Annotated in this window: 14 protein-coding genes and 1 pseudogene; 5 read left to right on the forward strand and 10 right to left on the reverse strand. The window is 44.5% G+C overall.

Annotated features, from left to right (window positions below; translation table 11 throughout):
- Positions 1–16 precede the first annotated feature (16 nt).
- The 4 genes from RS881_RS61955 to RS881_RS42875 all read right to left on the reverse strand — a co-directional run bounded on the left by RS881_RS61955 (position 17) and on the right by RS881_RS42875 (position 2,120).
- Entirely contained in the window at positions 17–379 is a 363-nt protein-coding gene (locus tag RS881_RS61955) for a large ribosomal subunit protein uL3 (RefSeq protein WP_425476318.1), read from the reverse strand.
- Between the two features lie 408 nt (positions 380–787).
- Complete coding sequence (gene rpsJ, locus RS881_RS42865; RefSeq protein WP_014220852.1) at positions 788–1,093, reverse strand: 30S ribosomal protein S10; 306 nt, start codon at positions 1,091–1,093, stop codon at positions 788–790.
- A gap of 204 nt (positions 1,094–1,297) precedes the next feature.
- The gene (locus tag RS881_RS42870; protein ID WP_315816401.1) at positions 1,298–1,555 is read right to left on the reverse strand and encodes a hypothetical protein; all 258 of its coding nucleotides are present in this window, start codon (positions 1,553–1,555) and stop codon (positions 1,298–1,300) included.
- Positions 1,556–1,610: 55 nt separating this feature from the next.
- Complete coding sequence (locus RS881_RS42875) at positions 1,611–2,120, reverse strand: hypothetical protein (protein WP_315816402.1); 510 nt, start codon at positions 2,118–2,120, stop codon at positions 1,611–1,613.
- Positions 2,121–2,618: 498 nt separating this feature from the next.
- On the opposite strand from RS881_RS42875, the gene RS881_RS42880 reads away from it, so the two are divergent.
- Positions 2,619–3,086 carry a hypothetical protein gene (locus RS881_RS42880; protein ID WP_315816403.1) on the forward strand — a complete coding sequence of 156 codons (468 nt, stop codon included), beginning with the start codon at positions 2,619–2,621 and terminating at the stop codon, positions 3,084–3,086.
- Between the two features lie 70 nt (positions 3,087–3,156).
- Complete coding sequence (locus RS881_RS42885) at positions 3,157–3,693, forward strand: hypothetical protein (RefSeq protein WP_315816404.1); 537 nt, start codon at positions 3,157–3,159, stop codon at positions 3,691–3,693.
- A gap of 204 nt (positions 3,694–3,897) precedes the next feature.
- Here the strand turns inward: RS881_RS42885 and RS881_RS42890 are convergent, their stop codons facing one another.
- From RS881_RS42890 to RS881_RS42905, 4 genes are all read right to left on the reverse strand, one after another.
- The gene (locus tag RS881_RS42890) at positions 3,898–4,659 is read right to left on the reverse strand and encodes an alpha/beta hydrolase family protein (protein WP_315816405.1); all 762 of its coding nucleotides are present in this window, start codon (positions 4,657–4,659) and stop codon (positions 3,898–3,900) included.
- Positions 4,660–4,833: 174 nt separating this feature from the next.
- Positions 4,834–5,916 (reverse strand): DPP IV N-terminal domain-containing protein, encoded by a 1,083-nt coding sequence (locus tag RS881_RS42895; RefSeq protein ID WP_315816406.1) that lies wholly within the window; start codon positions 5,914–5,916, stop codon positions 4,834–4,836.
- Positions 5,917–6,765: 849 nt separating this feature from the next.
- Complete coding sequence (locus tag RS881_RS42900) at positions 6,766–7,269, reverse strand: hypothetical protein (RefSeq protein ID WP_315816407.1); 504 nt, start codon at positions 7,267–7,269, stop codon at positions 6,766–6,768.
- Positions 7,270–7,397: 128 nt separating this feature from the next.
- The gene (locus tag RS881_RS42905; protein WP_315816408.1) at positions 7,398–10,583 is read right to left on the reverse strand and encodes a DUF7619 domain-containing protein; all 3,186 of its coding nucleotides are present in this window, start codon (positions 10,581–10,583) and stop codon (positions 7,398–7,400) included.
- A 376-nt stretch (positions 10,584–10,959) separates the two neighbouring features.
- Between RS881_RS42905 and RS881_RS42910 the strand changes: the two genes are divergently transcribed.
- The 3 genes from RS881_RS42910 to RS881_RS60710 all read left to right on the forward strand — a co-directional run bounded on the left by RS881_RS42910 (position 10,960) and on the right by RS881_RS60710 (position 11,887).
- Positions 10,960–11,286 carry an IS110 family transposase gene (locus RS881_RS42910; RefSeq protein ID WP_315814407.1) on the forward strand — a complete coding sequence of 109 codons (327 nt, stop codon included), beginning with the start codon at positions 10,960–10,962 and terminating at the stop codon, positions 11,284–11,286.
- Positions 11,244–11,648 carry an IS110 family transposase gene (locus tag RS881_RS42915; protein WP_315816409.1) on the forward strand — a complete coding sequence of 135 codons (405 nt, stop codon included), beginning with the start codon at positions 11,244–11,246 and terminating at the stop codon, positions 11,646–11,648. The genes RS881_RS42910 and RS881_RS42915 overlap by 43 nt, the downstream gene beginning before the upstream one ends.
- 134 nt (positions 11,649–11,782) lie before the next feature.
- Positions 11,783–11,887 carry a transposase gene (locus RS881_RS60710; protein WP_350340313.1) on the forward strand — a complete coding sequence of 35 codons (105 nt, stop codon included), beginning with the start codon at positions 11,783–11,785 and terminating at the stop codon, positions 11,885–11,887.
- A 493-nt stretch (positions 11,888–12,380) separates the two neighbouring features.
- Here the strand turns inward: RS881_RS60710 and RS881_RS61960 are convergent, their stop codons facing one another.
- Positions 12,381–12,743 (reverse strand): hypothetical protein, encoded by a 363-nt coding sequence (locus RS881_RS61960; RefSeq protein ID WP_425476403.1) that lies wholly within the window; start codon positions 12,741–12,743, stop codon positions 12,381–12,383.
- A gap of 3 nt (positions 12,744–12,746) precedes the next feature.
- Positions 12,747–14,530, reverse strand: a pseudogene (gene fusA, locus RS881_RS42920) (elongation factor G); the annotation flags it as partial.
- Between the last annotated feature and the right edge of the window lie 33 nt (positions 14,531–14,563).

Raw genomic sequence — 14,563 nt, forward strand, 5'->3', positions numbered from 1 at the left:
CTGAATCCGTGGCGTTTTACAACACCCTGAAACCTTTACCCTTGGTAGTACCTACTACTTCAACTTTCTCACCTTCAGTGAAAATGTCAACAGTAATAGATTCTCCAAGAGCTTTCTCTATGGAATAATCACGAAATTCTTTTACAAACTTTTTTGCGGCTGTATTGGCCTTTGCGAAGTGATTCTTTTCTGAAGCGAGTGTGTGCTTTTCTTTCTTGTCGCCGAATGCTAACTGCACAGCGCTGTAACCATCAGTGTCTTTTGTTTTGACCTGGGTTACAACACAGGGACCGGCCTCAATGATGGTGCAGCTTGTTTGCTTACCATCTGGGCTGAAGATGCTGGTCATCCCGATTTTTTTGCCAATAATTCCTTTCATCGTTGTTCGTTTTTGCCTTCTCGGTTTAAGAGACATTTGCGGTATGATTGTCACAACCTTGCTGTCCGGGCGGACAGAGAAGGCACAACCATGGCAACTTCAATCCCCGTTTGCTACCGACCTTTTCTTTTGTTGCCTGTTTTATTTCACCTTGAATGAAAACCACAGACATTCGAAGTACCGGTAGTAAACTAACCTCGAAGGGCTAGTTCATATTTAGTTTGTTAATGAACCTGACAGGTCTAACCCCATCAGAATGTTTTTTTATTTACCCAGCGCTACTTTATCTGTTACCAACGGTAACAAAGTTTGCAGATAGGTTTGAAAGAACTTTACTACGGTCACGTAGTGTTATATGAAAAACCCTGTCAGGATTTTAGAACCCTGACAGGGTTCATCAAATGCTCATCAGGCTTTGATCTCAACTTCTACACCACTGGGCAAGTCGAGCTTACTCAGAGCGTCCACCGTACGGCTGGAAGAAGTATAAATATCCAGCAAACGCTTATGCGTACACAACTGGAACTGCTCACGGCTTTTCTTATTCACGTGCGGCGAGCGCAAAACGGTAAAAATCTTCTTACGGGTAGGTAAAGGAATTGGACCTGTTACTACCGCTCCTGTGCTGCGCACTGTCTTCACGATTTTCTCTGCAGATTTATCTACCAGGTTGTGATCGTAAGACTGTAATTTGATTCTGATTCGTTGAGACATAGTTCAATCCCATTTTTCTAATGGGGATGCAAAGGTAAGTGTAGTTTGATTACTTTCAAAAGATTTGAAGATAAATTTTGCATTCTTACACTAAAAATCTGTCTCAAGCCGTTCCGGGTACCATTTAATTATTAATACAGCCCTTCCTATCAGAAATAAGATATATATCCTTAAATATACACATATATAATTAATAATCAATAATTAATACCTTTGAACCACTACACTTTCCGTAACCTGCTCATCGCAGCACATTAGCTGTATTTGCAACACCGCTTTGCCCCCTACTACCTCATAACCCATTGTAAAACTGTCATTAAGAGGTCGTTCTTTCACATAAAACCGATCGCCCCGCTGATCACCGGTCAACAATTCTGGTGGGTTCGTCATTTTCACCAGTTCCGACATATAAAAATTGTGCTGATAAGCTACCGGCCTGGGCAGGGTATCTCCTATTACCACCGTGAGGTAACTTTTTGAAAACCAGGGAGATGAGGCGGCTGTAAAAGTGCTTGTTTCACCGTTTCATACCCATCAGCCATGGCAGGTATCCTTTTTTGGAAAACAGCGAATCAGGCAGGTTCTCCAAAGCTTGATTGGTTATACCCATAAGCTTTTTGGTAACATAGGCCTGAGGGAGTATAAATTCCATTTCTGGCGGAAGCAGAGCCTCGGCACTAATGCGGCCATAAGTGGTAGACCATTCCTTTGTCCAGCTAAACATCCCTGCCGCTAATACCCCTTCAATAGCCATTGTACTGGGCGAATAACTCACTGCACGATCATTGATAATGAGGGCCGAATGCTTCCAATCGACATATAGCGGTTGTTGCAGCTTATTCCGGATCTTCACTTTTATGGGGCCATCCAACCCATTAAAGTTGTAGCAAAGCTCCAGGCTATCATTTTCGATCACAAACTCACTAGCCTGGTTTTGCCGGATCTCCGGACTACTGACGGTCATGACCTGGTAAACCGTACAAGAAAAAAAGAAACAACTGGCTAGGACGGGTATAAATAACTTCATGGATCGGTTTTGCCATCAATTTACCCTATACCCATCAAAATTGACGTTAAGAAAAACTAAATTAGGGCCTTTTTAATACGCGTAAATGCTACCAGTGATACAAAAGAAACAAGCATTACTGATTATATCATTAATATTTATTATTAGCGTCTTAGTCCGCCTCCCCAATCTTAACCGGCCGGTTTCCAAACACCACGAATTTATTACTGCACTGATCCTGATAAATATAGAATCCTGGCGACAGGCAGGCGGTGGAGATCACTTCCATTATACGCCGATCATGAATTATCAAAATGCCGGGGATAAGAGTGCTGTGAAAGCTGTTTATATAGATAGCACTGGCAACCAACTATACCTATCCTTAGGACCTGCCTGGTACATGATCCCCTATTTTGTATATCAGGCGTTTGATTTGCCGGTTAAACCCATTTATTTACGCATCCTCAACCTTTGCTTTAACCTACTTTCCTCATTCTCGTCTTTTATTTTTTTCAACAATTGGTACCCCCTACTACCAACAACCGGTATACCATCGTAACAATAGGTTGTTTGCTATTCCTATTCACACCAGGCATGTTGTGGTATTTTGGGAATGGATACGTACATACAGCCATCATCCTTCCAGCCATTATTGGAATACTAATGTTATTGATACCCACATTGCAATCACCCTTAAAAATTACCCCCTGGCGTTTACTCTCACTCGCCCTGCTGCTTATCCTGTTGGTATATACCGATTGGATGGCTGTATTTATTGTTTTTTGCACAGCTACCTGGATCTTATTCAGGCATGCCAGAGATAGGCGATATCTTTTGTTAGCACTTGTACTCATAATAGCTACATTGGCCGGAATAGCCCTTATTTTATGGCAATTCGCCTCGTATACTGGTTTACAAACGGTGTTTCACTATTGGCAATTACGCTTCCTTTCACGCAGTATTACCAACAACGATATTCCTTTCTGAAAAGGCTAATTTTCCTTGGCAGTCACTTTATCACTGCTTATTTGCCCCTTTGCTGCTCATGGTACTAAGCATGATCACCCTGAAATGGACAAAAGTTCGTTTTACTTTTTCCAAACAGGAATACCTGTTTATATACCTATACGGCGCTACTGTACTACTGTACGGGGTGGTATTGATCGATTGGGCTTCCGCACATGAATTTTCGGTGATTCCTGCAGGCCTCCTCCTGGCTTATATCGGGTCTCGATTGTTTTTAGCTGCTTTTAAGACCATTTCCTCTTACCTGTTACTGCTTATGTTTTTTGTGCTTGCACTGGGCCAATATTATTTCATTAACAGACCGGGGTCCATATCCCGGGATGGAATGGCTTTCAACAGTTTTGCAGTGATGGGTGAGCAGCTAAAACAAGTTCCTAAGGACTATAAGATATTTATGGATTTAGGCCCATTTACCTATCCCATGATTGAGTATTATGCAGGCCGGAATATTACCCATTCCTCAAACCAGGTCAAAGCAAAATTACTGATGCAACAATGGGGCATTACAAAAGCAGTATGGGTTGAACACTATAATTTTCATTTCCATAGAATTGTCATTATTGAATAACCATGCATGCTCCGCACGTCCCACCCCTTACCACCCCACTCTTAACCGGGCGCCAATACTTAGCCTCACTGGCAAACCGTATATAAACCTGGCCTCATCTCCCTATGTTCTTTGTGTCAAATACCCCTTTCCCTAGGGAACGGTATAGGTTTGGAATTGGCTAAGGTAAGTTTGGCAAATACCAATCAATGCGAAACCCTGTGATCATGCGTATGAACACAGGGTTTTCTGAATCTGCAAAGCCCATAAACTATTATTAATCAATACATTATGGCTATTATTTCCTCCTGGAGGGCAGTGTAGTTTCAAGTAATTGCTATACAAAGTCGATAGATGTTGATAGGTCCCCGGTCCCTCCGAAATACTGTGGGTGCGGTTAGGATAAGACATGAGTTGGAACTGCCTGTTGTGCTTGATCAGTTCATTGATAAGCATTTCTGCATTGTTGTAATGCACATTGTCGTCGCCAGTACCATGGATGTACAGCAAATTACCCTTCAGGTTTTTGGCATAAGTTATGGGCGAACCTCTTACAAAGTCTTCCCGGTTTTCCTGCGGCAATCCCATATAACGTTCCTGGTAAATATTATCATAGGTAAGCTGGTTGCCCACTGCCGCTACAGAGATCCCCGTTTTATAGATCTCGGGAAACTGAAACATCAGGTTAAGGGTAGCGGAGCCGCCACCACTCCATCCCCATACCGCTACCCGGCTGGTATCCGTAAAGGGCCATTTCAGTATCTCCGTAGCTGCCAGCGCCTGATCGCGGATATTTACCAATCCTATTTTTCGGTACACCACCTTGCGCCAGTTCCTTCCTTTAGGTACAGGCGTACCCCTGTTATCGATCGATATATAGATATAGCCATCCTTGGCCATGCTACCCTGGTACAGAAAATTGCTTTCCACGCCAAACTGGTCCTTTACATTCTGCCCCCATGGCTCTGTATATACATAAAACACCACTGGATATTTTTGGAAGCATCAAAATTATCGGGCTTCACCATCCAGGCATCCATTTCCACCCCTTCCGAAGTCTTTACTTTAAAAACTCCACCTTGGAGGTTGATTTATCGGCTTTGGCAACCGCATCAGCCACTTTGTTCTCTCCATTTACTCCTTTTTGGTCGGCCAGGGATATTAATTCGCTGGTATAGCTCGTAAAGTAATTAGAGAACACGTGTTGCGCAAATTTGGCATTGGGCGACACATCATAATCATGGGTACCCTGTTGATTAGCGGGGATATACGCTCAGGTTTACCTTTACCATCCAGTTTGGTACGGTACAGGTATTTCTGTGTAGCATTATCAGGTGAAGCCATGAAGTACACATAGCCGCTTTTTTCATCTATGCAGGTAATTTCCATTACATCATAGTTTCCGACAGTGATGAGTGTTTCTTTTTTACCATCACGGCTTACCCGGTACAGGTGACGCCAGCCATCTTTTTCAGAAGCCCAGATAAACTCTTTACCTCCATTGAGCCAATCCCAACCACCCCAGATATAATCATTGTCCCACAGCGGCAGAATATCAATCCAGGCCGAATCCTTTTCAGTATAGATCGTTTGGGCAGCGCCACTTTGTACATTACAAAGCATCAGCTGGCTTTCATTCTGTTTGCGGTTCAGGTGTTGAACAATCAGTTCGTTATTGTTAGCAGCCCATTCCATCCGGGGCACATAGCTTTGCAATATAGGGTCAGTAGCAATGGCCATCCATTTGGTATTGGCCGAGTTAATATCCACTACACCAATTTTGAAGGGAGAAGGTGCTTCGCCTGCAATGGGGTATTCTACAGGTACAGCAAAGGGATAAATCGAATCTGTATTATTCACCATCAGATAATCCTTGGTGTTCTTGGCATCTATTTGCCAATAAGCAATCTGCTTGCTATCGGGGCTCCAGCGGAAACCATCACGGCAGAAAAACTCCTCTTCATATACCCAATCAAAAGTGCCATTGATCAATTTTCGGCTGCCGTCGGTAGTCAGTTGCTTTACTATTCCGCTGGCCAGGTCTTCCACATACAGGTTATATTCACTTACATAAGCCACTTTAGCGCCATCGGGCGAGAATTTGGCAAACATAAGGGAAGAAACGGGACGCCCCTTTCCTACTTTCTTAAGTGTATTCGTGTTCCTGTCGAATACCCAGTAATCACCACGGGTATTGAGCCGCCATACCTTTTGGTATTGGCAAACAGCAGTATCTTTTATCATCCTCAGAAAAGGAAAAGTTACGGAAGGCAAGCGGCTTTTGACCAGGAGGTGTTAACTGTTCTTTGGAAAGCAACACAGTTTTCGTGTTTTGGGGAAGCGCTATTTGTACCAGTTCTCCACCCTGGGCACTGAAGTAACCATTGCCATCTTTTGTCCACCTGACAGCTCCCTGGGCCATTAACAGGTGCATGGAAAAGAGGCCCAGGCATAAGCAAAATAACCTGGTTAAGAAGGTAGACCGACATTTCATGCGTAAAAATTTAGGGCGGGAAATTAAAGCAAAAGTCTGAATACCGATAAACCTGGATTAACCAATTTAAAGGTTGTGTAGCAGATACATTAGCATACTGTGCGGTGGCCTGCTACCGGATTGGAGGACATTTACCCATAAAAATCCCGGCAATTGCCGGGACCTGCTAACCTTTAGCTTCCTTGCGGAAAGCCTGTGTATCCTGTGACCTGAAATAAACTTCAAAATAATGCCCCTTTGTACGGGGATTTGTGATAGCTGGTTGTTTGACAATTGTCCCAAAGGAAGGTTTAATGGTAAGATGCCTTTAAATGCGTCTTTAATAGGCAATAAAAAGCCCCCGAAGAGAGGCCCTTTACGTGAGTTCATCATTGCTATTTGAATTCACTTTGGGGAGAGTTGCAGCCCATGGGGGCTACTAATCAAAAGCCATCGAGTATAGAGGTTACGCATGCATTATATGACAGGCATTAGACATTTTTAAAATACAAATGTTGTGTATACCTTCAGATGCACATCAAATTCCTTTAATACCTTGATTCCCGGAATCCAAATAGGTAGGAAACAGAAATACCAAAGATGTTGAGTTTGGCTTCTTTTTACTTTATTTTTAAATCAAGAGAATAGCTGGCGCCAATATCAAAAGCACCTATTGGATTAACAAGAAATCGAACACCACCAGTGAAAACGGGACCATGTACTGAAGCTTTTCCACTATAATAGTCCGTTTGCATACTCACGCGGTGTATCCCATAACCAGCTCCCATGTATCCTCCAAAGCCCCCTTCTGCATCTTTGGTAGCACCAAATCCGACATTATATTCTGCCACCAGTGGCAAATCGAGGATAAAGGAGCTACTAGATCCCCCTGCCCCGGATTGGGCACTAAATCCCAATGCTAAATGAGTGCCGACCGAAAAGGTGTTGTTACCACCTGAACTAAGATTAACACGGGGAGAGTAAAGGAGTGCACCACCAGTAACCCCATCTGAGTTGGAGTAAAACAGGTATTTACCTCCAAAGGAGTGCATAAATTCAGGTCCCTGTGCAGATAAAGAATAAGTTGCCAAAACCAGACATAGCATTACAGTTAGCCTTCGCATATCGAGTGTGTTTAGGGGTTAATGTGCAAAAGTAATTGCTTGAAACAAAAGGCCCTACAACAAACCCATATTCGTGCAGAAATAACCTGTAACCGTGCAGTTTTGGCTGATAAGTGTGATAAAAATGGTTAATCTTTTATCAATTTCTCAGTACCCAGCAATTTCTTTTTATCATCGTAAATACTCAACCAGTAAACACCCGCAGGGATCTTACCAGCCGGTACCGTCACCACATTCTTATTTTTCACGTCACTGGTATACAATGCCTGTCCATGGTTGTTGAATACCACCAGGCGGTAGGCCTTGCCGCTATTCAGTCCTTTCACTATAATCTCACTGCCAAAAGGGTTGGGCGCTACCAGGATCACCAGGCCGGGATTGGCAGGATCAACAATTCCGGTGGCCGCATCACGCCGGATAAGGATACTGTCAATGTTGGTTTGAACAGTATAACAGGTGGCGCTGGTCTTCATCCGCACATAAACCTTGTTATCTCCAATGACCAGCGTGGCAGGATCAATATTCAACATGGCAGAAGTTCCTTCCGCCTGCACAATGGAGGTAAATGCCTTATCCTTTGCAAACGCGTATAAAGGAGCAGTACCACCACCGGCAGCATTGGCCGCAGTGACTATTACCGTATTGGTCAGATTCACTACATTGGTGATATTAGCCGTTATATTCACTTCGGGCGTTATGGCAGCCGTTACGGAAAAATCAAAAGTGTACGTTTTAGTAGCTGTAGCATTGGTAAAGGTTACTACTACCTGGTGTTGTCCGGCCGTTAAAGTATCTACCCTAAAGGCAAAACTGCTATCGGACGTAATGGCCAGCGTTGCATTGTCCAGCTTCACAATGGCCGCTATTACACCTCCAGCCGCAGGCAAATTAGTGACCTTACCTTTCTGCACACCGAGGTTGCTACAATAAGCAGCCTGCAGGCCAGTCACCACTGGTTGAGCAGGTGCTGGTATAGGTGTAGCCTTCAATACCGTTTCATGTGTATTGGTAATCACCGGCAGGTTATAATCGAAGTATATAGCGGCCCTGTTCTGGATCTTATCATTCAGGGCAAGGCCGTTAGCAGGTTTTACCCGGAAGGTCACAAAACCATGACTGGCAGGTTCGTTCCGGTTACTATCCACCAGCAAAATGTTGTTGAAGGTCCAGCTGCAATACTTATTGCCTTTCACCAGCAACTTATAAGGATGGCTCGCAGCGACCATTTCCAATGAACTACCCACTAATTTATTGGTGAGTGTATCCCGGATTGTTATATTGAAAGCAGTGTCCGTACCAGTATTCTGGAATCGGATCGTATAAGTAAGCCAGTTACCGGCATCATACTCACTCTTAAACAACGTAGAACCATGGACTTCTTGCTTGTCATTGGGGTCATAGGAACCAGTCACAGGTTGACGTATGATGGAGGTATTATTGCTTTGTACCACATCGCCGGCTGTATCGATGATCGTGGTCAAAGCAATAGTATCAGTATTATTCAAATCGGGAGGGGCAGCCGCTTTCAACAACACATTGATCAAACCGGATGCACCAGGCAAAAGCTGAGCAATATTCCAGGTAATGGTATCGCCCGATATACTTGTTTGAGCAGGAGTGGCAGACAGGAACTGCAATCTGCTATCCTTGATCAGCTTTACTGACCTGTTTGTCAGCGTATCGGTCCCTATATTGGCATAAGTAAACCATAACTGTACATCAAAACCAGGCCTGATTGCAGAATAGCCGGCTATTTTCACTTCATAATCACGCTTACCGGGAATCGGTTGCAGGGCAAAACCAGGCAGGCTATTCGTTGATCCATAAGTAGGGAAGCTAGCAGATTGTGAAGCAGGTGTTATCGTGTGATAATTAGGAATGATAGGTATGGAAACAGTATAATTGCCGGTGTCAACAGCAAATCCATATTCTCCCTGAACAGGATGGGTGCTATAAATAGCCGTATCCTTCTTTACCTGTACCATTACATTGTAGGCAAAAGGCTCAGTACCATCTTTTACACCATTCGCATTGTAATCCATGAACACTGTGCCTTTAATAAAATTAACCGGGTTGAACTTTACTATCCAGCAATCAAATCCTCCATGATTGCCTGTTACATTGCCATCATTGGAATTAGAATAGCCTACACACAGGTAAGCATTGTCACCCATCGACACCACACCAGTAAAGGCATCAGTGGCAGTACCTCCGTAAGCTTTTTTCCAAATAGTCTTCATAGAGTCTGGATAGGCACCGGCCAGCTTAACGTTGGTCAAAAAGGCATCTTCTCCACCTTGTAATGTCATGCCCCTGTTATCCGTGGTACTGGCAGCCACCACTCCATTTCCGCCAGGCAAAAGAGTCATTATATCTACGCCACGAACATAGTATCCCAGGGTTTCAAACATATCGCAAGCCTCATAACTCACATAACCGCCACCATTGTTCCGGATACCCATAGCCTTGATATCGGCATTCATCGGATAACAATTTTGATAATTATCAATATGAATAAACGATGAACCGTTAGTTTCAGGTATTATGTTGGTGATACTTCCACGGGAAATGATGTAGGAGATGTTTTGAATGGTACCAGCATTATTGAGCGTTACTTTGATCCCCACTGGCAAACTCCCATGTGAGCCGGGGAAATCACCATTTTCTGACTGAGTTTCTCCACCCAGGATATATCCACCGCCTGGCAATGGACGTATATCCTTACCTAAATCACTACCCGTTCCGCCATAGCATTGCTTCCATTCGATCACACCGTCACTATCCAGCTTTACCACCCAAATATCATAACTACCCTTCCTGCCTGTTACATCCCCATCGGAAGAAGCCGTGGAACCAATAACTATATAACCACCGTCAGCAGTTTGCCGGATACTCCCTGCTCCTTCTGCAAAAGAGCCTCCCAGGCATCGTTGCCATACTACGTTTCCCTGACGATTGATCTTTACTACCCATATATCCGGGTCTTGGAAAGTGCCGCTAACGTTATGAAAGCCGGTTACATCGCCGTTGTTAACTGTATTGGTATGACCAATTGCTACATATTCCTGGTCATCAGTATGGATCACTTGTACAAACTCATCGTTACCTGTACCCCCATAGCTTTTTTGCCACAGGATATTGCCCTGTTCATTGAGCTGCACCAGCCAGGCATCTGTAGAATCGGTGGAGCCATGGTGACCTGTTACGTCACCATCATTCGATTTGGATACACCGGCTACCAGCAACCCATTATCATACGAGCGGATAACACTTTTTGCCCGGTCATCCTTTGTTCCACCCAGGCTTTTTGCCATTCAATCGATGGGGGCGTTTGTTGCGCAATTATACAAAAGGCAAGTGATACCAGGATGGCAAACAGGAGTAGAGATCGTTTAAACATAAGAACTGCTTTAGGTATTTAGGACATTACAAATATAAAATGCATGTCCAGGCTTTACAACCGGGTGTCTAAATATAAGACTGTATACCATTTTACGGGGGGCCGAACCAGTAACTGCGCAGAAATCACCTAAAACCGTGCAGATTTGGCCAAAAAACGTGCAGGCAGCCGGGGTACAGACTGGGGAAACAAGCACAAAAACATTGATTCCTTTTGAGCATCCGCGCCCATGAAAAGTGTGAGCCGTTGAAAAATGGTAACTTTCCTATATACAAAACAAGGAGGTTACTATGGTAAAGTCAACAATTGAGTTTGACCAGGTAGTAGCTGCAGGCTGCGGTCTGGACGTTCATAAGAACAGTGTGGTAGCCAGTATTGGAGGTCAAGGGATAGTGGAAGAAACCCGAAGTTTTGAGACTTTTACTGCTTCTTTAGAGCAGTTGCGCCATTGGTTAAAGCAAACTGGTATTACCCACGTAGCCATGGAGAGCACCAGTGTTTACTGGAAGCCTGTCTATAATATCCTGGAAGAAGACTTCGAGATCCTGCTGGTTAACGCCCGGCATGTAAAAATGTGCCTGGCCGCAAAACGGACAAGGCCGATAGCCGTTGGCTGACCAAATTATTGCTCAGTGGATTATTGAGCGGCAGCTTCATTCCACCTTCAGACATAAGAGAAATGCGAGACTTGTTCCGCTATAAAAAGAAACTCACCGGTCAGATTGCTGCCGAGAAGAACCGCCTTCAAAAGATACTGGAAGACGCTAACATCAAGCTCGGCAGTGTCATCAGTGATGTGTTTGGCAAAAGTGGGTCAGCTGTGATCGATGCCATCATTGGCGGCCAAACAGATCCTGCTGTTTTGACCTCCCTGGCCCTTGGTCGGGTAAAAGCATCCAAAGACACCTTGCATAAATCCCTGCAGGGGCGTATCACTGCTCATCATCGCTTCATGCTCAAGACAATCAAAAGTCTATAGCCCAAATACAGGCAGTTATCGCAGACGTTGACCAGGCGATCGACGAACATCTGCAAAGTCACCAACTGTCTGTTGATCTACTGCAAACCATACCAGGAGTTGGGAAAGATAGTGCCGCTACTATCATTAGTGAAATTGGTGACAATATGGAGGCTTTCCCATCTTCACATCACCTTGCATCGTGGGCTGGTATTAGTCCTGGCAATAATGAAAGTGCTGGTAAAAAAGCGGCCGAATAACAAAAGGCAACCCCAACTCAAAACCGTTCTAGTAGAATGTGCCTGGGCTGCTACACATTGCAAGGGCGAGGGAAAGGACTACCTACGTAACAAATATTATAGCCTCGCGGTACGAATAGGCGCTAAAAAGGCGCTCATCGCTATAGGGCATAAGATCCTGTGTGCAGTCTGGCATATGATTAAAGACAAGCAACCTTTTACACAACCCGATCCAATTGTATTACAACAAAAATAAAAACCAAACAGCTTAATGCATATCTGCAGAAGATCAAACAACTCGGATATGAAGCTGTATTGCAACCTTAAAGGCCGAGGCTTTACTGGTATATAAACCGGCACAAAAACTGGCTTCACCTATCAAGCATCCGCAGCTGTGCCTCAGAGCACGTAGAAAAAATTTGATCCCTTGATAGGTTGATAAGGAACTTCTTGAAGGCTTTTCAGAAAAAAGCCCCACCAAATGGCGGGGCTCTTATATAAAAAAGTGCAAATATTATTCGCTCACTTTCGCCTTTCCTTTCACCTTAGCGATCACTTCTTCAGCGATGTTATTAGGTGCAGGAGAATAATGGCTGAACTCCATAGTAGAAGTAGCACGGCCAGAGCTTAAGCTACGCAATTGTGTTACGTAACCAAACATTTCACTCAGAGGCACTTTGGCTTTAATAACCTGTGCACCTGCACGACTGTCCATACCTTCCAGCATACCACGACGACGGTTAAGGTCACCCGTAACATCACCCATGTACTGGTCGGGCGTAATAACTTCTACTTTCATGATGGGCTCCAACAGTACAGGCTGCGCTTTACGGCCTGCTTCACGGAAACCTTGCTTGGCACAAAGCTCGAAAGACATGGCATCAGAGTCAACCTGGTGGAAGCTACCATCAAATACACGGATCTTCACATTCTCTACAGGATAGCTGGCCAATACGCCAGTGCCGAGTGAGTTCTGGAATCCTTTCTGGATAGCAGGAACGAATTCACGGGGATAGATCCACCGAAGATATCATTCACAAACTGGAGGTTATCTTTTGGATTTGCTTCCAGCCATTCAGCATCAGCAGGTCCGAGTTCGAAGATGATGTCAGCGAACTTACCGCGACCACCCGTTTGTTTCTTCAGGATCTCACGGTGTTCAACAGATTTACGGAACGCTTCTTTATAAGCCACCTGGGGTGCACCCTGGTTTACTTCTACTTTGAACTCACGACGCATACGGTCGATGATGATCTCCAGGTGCAACTCACCCATACCACGGAGGATCGTCTGACCGGTATCTTCATCTGTATTTACACGCAGTGTAGGATCTTCTTCTACCAGTTTGGCAATAGCCATACCCATTTTATCCACGTCAGCCTGCGTTTTAGGTTCAATCGCGATCGCGATCACCGGCTCAGGGATAAACATGTTTTCCAAAGTGATGGGATGATCCTCATCGCACAGGGTATCACCGGTCTTGATCTCTTTAAAACCAACCGCAGCAGCAATATCACCAGCTTCGATGAAGTCGATCGGGTTTTGCTTGTTGGCAAACATCTTCATGATACGGCTGATACGCTCTTTCTTACCGCTTCTTACGTTCAATACATAAGAACCAGCATCGAGGTGACCGCTATAGCACCGGAAGAACGCAAGACGACCTACGAAAGGATCGGTCATGATCTTAAAGGCCAATGCAGCAAAAGGAGCTTTAGGATCAGGCTTACGCGTGATCTGCTCACCACTATCAGGATCAGTACCTACCGTATCTTCAATATCAATAGGAGATGGCAGGTAACGACAAACAGCATCCAGGGCAGTCTGTACACCTTTGTTCTTGAAGGAAGAACCGCACATCATCGGAACGATACTCAGATCGATCGTTGCTTTGCGGATCGCTTCATGTACTTCATCTTCAGAAATGGTATTGGGATCGTCGAAGAACTTCTCCAACAGCTTGTCGTCGTATTCAGCAACAGCCTCAATCAGGTTTTGCCTCCATTCTTCAGCTTCTGCTTGCATATCAGCAGGAACGGGAATTTCGTCGAAGGTCATACCTTCTGTTTCCATATGCCAGATGATACCTTTCATTTTGATAAGGTCAACCACACCCTTGAAATCATCTTCTGCACCGATTGGTAATTGCAAAGGCACAGCTTTAGCGCCGAGCATTTCTTTTACCTGCTTAACCACCATGAGGAAGTCAGCGCCGGAACGGTCCATTTTGTTAACGAAACCGATACGGGGAACTTTATAACGGTTAGCCTGGCGCCATACAGTTTCAGACTGAGGCTCTACGCCGTCAACTGCCGAGAACAGGGCGATCAGACCATCCAGTACACGCATAGAACGCTCTACTTCTACAGTAAAGTCTACGTGGCCAGGAGTATCAATGATGTTGAAATAGTAACTTTTGGTGTTAGCATCAGCCTTACCTTTTACGGTAGGGAAATTCCATTGGCAGCTAACTGCAGCAGAGGTAATAGTGATACCTCTTTCTTTTTCCTGCTCCATCCAGTCGGTAGTAGCTGCACCATCATGCACCTCTCCTATTTTATGGATCATACCGGTATAGCGCAGGATACGCTCCGTAGTGGTGGTTTTACCGGCATCAATGTGTGCCGCAATACCAAAGTTTCTCTGTAATCGTAAGTCTGCCATGACTTTGTTGTTGTTTTCTTTTTAATGTAGTGC

This window comes from Paraflavitalea speifideaquila (assembly GCF_032395985.1).
GTDB lineage: Bacteria > Bacteroidota > Bacteroidia > Chitinophagales > Chitinophagaceae > Paraflavitalea > Paraflavitalea speifideaquila.

Coding starts and splice junctions, on each gene's coding strand:
- RS881_RS42900 (WP_315816407.1), bottom strand. CDS start 7,269: ATGCGAAGGCTAACTGTAATGCTATGTCTGGTTTTGGCAACTTATTCT.
- RS881_RS42905 (WP_315816408.1), bottom strand. CDS start 10,583: ATGGCAAAAAGCCTGGGTGGAACAAAGGATGACCGGGCAAAAAGTGTT.
- rpsJ (WP_014220852.1), bottom strand. CDS start 1,093: ATGTCTCAACGAATCAGAATCAAATTACAGTCTTACGATCACAACCTG.
- RS881_RS61960 (WP_425476403.1), bottom strand. CDS start 12,743: ATGTCTTTCGAGCTTTGTGCCAAGCAAGGTTTCCGTGAAGCAGGCCGT.
- RS881_RS42910 (WP_315814407.1), top strand. CDS start 10,960: ATGGTAAAGTCAACAATTGAGTTTGACCAGGTAGTAGCTGCAGGCTGC.
- RS881_RS42875 (WP_315816402.1), bottom strand. CDS start 2,120: ATGAAGTTATTTATACCCGTCCTAGCCAGTTGTTTCTTTTTTTCTTGT.
- RS881_RS42895 (WP_315816406.1), bottom strand. CDS start 5,916: ATGATAAAAGATACTGCTGTTTGCCAATACCAAAAGGTATGGCGGCTC.
- RS881_RS61955 (WP_425476318.1), bottom strand. CDS start 379: ATGAAAGGAATTATTGGCAAAAAAATCGGGATGACCAGCATCTTCAGC.
- RS881_RS42885 (WP_315816404.1), top strand. CDS start 3,157: ATGATCACCCTGAAATGGACAAAAGTTCGTTTTACTTTTTCCAAACAG.